The sequence below is a fragment of the Chryseobacterium sp. FH2 genome, from assembly GCF_001045455.1.
GTDB lineage: Bacteria > Bacteroidota > Bacteroidia > Flavobacteriales > Weeksellaceae > Chryseobacterium.
The window spans coordinates 1-3,158 of record NZ_LFNE01000023.1 but is presented as its reverse complement, the minus strand read 5'-3'; the positions used below and the strand labels follow the sequence as shown (position 1 = coordinate 3,158).

The 3,158-nt window shown below is 37.6% G+C and carries 3 protein-coding genes; all 3 read right to left on the bottom strand.

What is annotated here, in order from left to right:
• Window positions 1-588: hypothetical protein (locus ACM39_RS18630; protein WP_131701500.1), on the bottom strand; the 588-nt coding region annotated here is incomplete at its 3' end.
• 12 nt (window positions 589-600) lie between these two features.
• Window positions 601-2,658, bottom strand: coding sequence for a phage baseplate assembly protein V (locus tag ACM39_RS19390; RefSeq protein WP_048512561.1), 2,058 nt, complete (start codon window positions 2,656-2,658; stop codon window positions 601-603).
• On the bottom strand, window positions 2,655-3,158 hold a 504-nt coding region (locus tag ACM39_RS18620; protein WP_048512560.1), incomplete at its 5' end, for a phage baseplate assembly protein V. The genes ACM39_RS18620 and ACM39_RS19390, both read right to left, overlap by 4 nt.

Genomic DNA, 3,158 nt, shown 5'->3' with positions numbered 1-3,158 from the left:
TTCATGACATTCTATAACCCAAACTTTTTGCCCGTTTCGGATGTCTTTTTTGATACGGTTATGGTCACCCATATTCAACACGGTGTATTCTCCCTTTGGGAATACTTCGTTGTTTAGGTCTTCGTATCTTTGGATTGTTTTCAGGGATTCGGCATATTGTATGACCTCTTCTAGTGTAAAATCATACCCATCATCGTAATTGGTTTCTTTTATAAGTTTTCCGTTTTCGTCAAACTCGTACCAAATGCCCATTTTAAAGGTATCTTGGTTGAAGGAGATACCCTTACTTTGAATATTCTTATTAAGAAAATATGATTTTATTAAAGAATAATATGAGTTTTTTATTATCTCAACATAGTCTCCTCCTCCTTTCCACATCCCTGTGGTAAGATAATTTCCATTAGCTAAATAACCATTATGCTTGTTAACATCAAATTTTTCAAAATCTTTTGTTACTAAATATTGATATGGATTCATTTTTTTGTTTTTAAGAGTTGTTTTCTTCTGGATTTTTTTTTGTTTCCCATATTGTGCATTGCAGTTGTTCAGCGACAAAAGACAGATGCAGACTATAATTATATTTTTCATAAAACTATTTTTTTAACGAATACTGTTATTGGCTTTTACCCATTGCCAATGCCAAAGACTGTATCTTGGTTTGGATTGTCTGTGGGAATAATCTAAAATATTTTCTGTTTGGGCATACTGATAAGTAAATACATTTCCAATTACACCAATGCATTCTTTATTAGAAAAAGAATGAGGAAGATTAAAGGAGTGCAGTAATTCATGTGTACCGGTTTGTGGTGTTTTGCCGGAGAACATTACGACATATTTTCCGCTTGAATATCCCGCGACAGTATCAATATATCCTGCTGACATATATTTTCCGCCACTTTCTCCAAAATACACCATAATATAGTGGCTGTCATATTTATTTTCATCAGCGGGATTAATGGATTTTAACTGGTCTTTTAGTTTTTCATAAACATATTCCTGAATGGTTTTAAATCCTGCAGGAGGGGTAACTGCATCATCATAATATGCTTTTATCAAATTATTGAGAATGTATGTGCCACCGGTTTGCAAATTTGTATCTGCGGATAAGTCCAAACTTTCTGTGGCAACTTCCGTATCAATCAAAGCCTGTTTCAGATAGGAATTAAATAAGGATTTTTGACCTGATATATCACCATTTTTTTTCACAGTAGACGATATTGCAGGAGTTCTTACATCAATTAACAAAATTTTCGCTTTTTTGATTTTCGCGGAGTTATTAGCCCATACCAATATTTTTCCTGCGGGTAAAAGCGTTTGGTTTCCTGCTTCATCTTTTGTGATGGCATTAACCACCAAAGTCTGGTCACTGCTGAATTCTTTGAGACAGGTAATCGTAACATGATCAGCAAAAGCGTGTTTTCCTTTTCCCTTTCCTTTGACTTCAATCTCTTTCGGCGATATTTCAAAATATTCGTTATCCTCAAAACGCAACATTTCAGGTTCTTCTTCAATATCCACAATTAAACTTAAAATGGCTTTACAATTAGAATGAATTGTCGGAGGGACAGGTTTTCCCTCTAGTTTTTTTCCTAAATTATAATCCACTATACTGTGTGGATATAACGATAGCCAAGAGCAGAAATATTCTTCAGGGATGGTATTTCCTGCAGAATCTTTCAACTCTGCACCCGCCGCATCTTTCTTTGCTCTCCAAGGGATATTGTGAACATTATAATCATTCTTTAAGCTACTATATTGTGCGGAATCTTTTTTGAAACTTTTGCGATATTCATTAATATCAGTTACCAAAGCTGCATATGTTGTGTCTGTATATTGCTTACTTACAATAGTTTCATAATCGGCATCACCCGGTTCTGCAGATCCGAAAAGTAAAGAAGTATCTCCTTTCCGCATATAGTCAAAACCATAACCAATCCCTTTCCAATCTTTTTTTGGTCTGAAATGAACAATGCATTTAGCCGTAATTTCGGGTCTTGTCATTTCATAGTTTGTAGGTGTGTTCGTATTACTTGTTCCATCCTGTCCTTTTACTTCAACAACCCCTTTAGAATTGATAACAGCCGATTCGTTGGAATGCACAAATAATTTTTCAAATCCGGCAACCTGAGTTTCCTTCGCTTCAATCTTGATTTCCCCTTCTCCGTTTATCAAAGTTTTGGGACTTTGGAGATGGTAGTTATCGGAAACAAAATATTTCAGAATGGGTGTGTTCATCATCATTTGCAGTCCGATATTGTAAATGGCTCTTAAACCTACTAAAAAGGAAACGTTTTTCCCGACATTGATATTGAAGTTTCCGCCGACATTTAGGGTTAAATCATTGGGGACATTCAGTGTTGCATTTCCCTGTCCGTCAAAATGTAAGAAATTTCCGTCGGGTGTGCTTTGTTTCCAGCTTCCTTCTGCATCATTAAAGATTTGCTCAATCCCGCTTCTTGTTTTTATGACTTTTAAATCATTTCCTGCGGTATGGTAAGAGCTTTTTTCACTCCCGTTGTAATGCGTCCCCATCACAAAAGGTTTCTCCGCATTTCCGCTTTCATGACCCACCAAAACCTCCTCGCCAATCTCAGGAATAAAATGAAATCCTTTGCCACTTCCACTGTGCGGCTGTATCAACCGTATCCACGGTGTCATTTGGTTTTTATCCTCCTGCCACGGGAATTGTTTTGCTCAATCCCGCTTCTTGTTTTTATGACTTTTAAATCATTTCCTGCGGTATGATAAAAGCTTTTTTCACTCCCGTTGTAATGCGTACCCATCACAAAAGGCTTTTCGGCATTCTGGCCTTCAAAGCCAACCAGAACTTCCTCACCCATCTCAGGAATAAAATGAAATCCTTTTCCTGCTCCGGAGTGGGGCTGTATCAACCGTATCCACGGTGTCATCTGGTTTTTATCCTCCTGCCACGGGAATTGCACTCTCACTCTTCCCATTCCCATGGGGTCGTTGTTGTCTGTTACCCTTGCCGGCTGCTCTTCGCCCTTCGGGACGGCTTCGGTGTCAATATAATGGGCAGCATTAAAATAATCGGGGATACCCACAAATTCGTTGTAATATTGGATACCGCTGTGATAATGACGGATTTCTATAATACGGAAGGTTTCCATCGGTTTGACATTGATGTCTGTGAGTTC

What these genes read in the sequence shown, in the direction of transcription:
- ACM39_RS19390 (WP_048512561.1), bottom strand. Translation starts at nt 2,658, where the DNA reads ATGACACCGTGGATACGGTTGATACAGCCGCACAGTGGAAGTGGCAAA.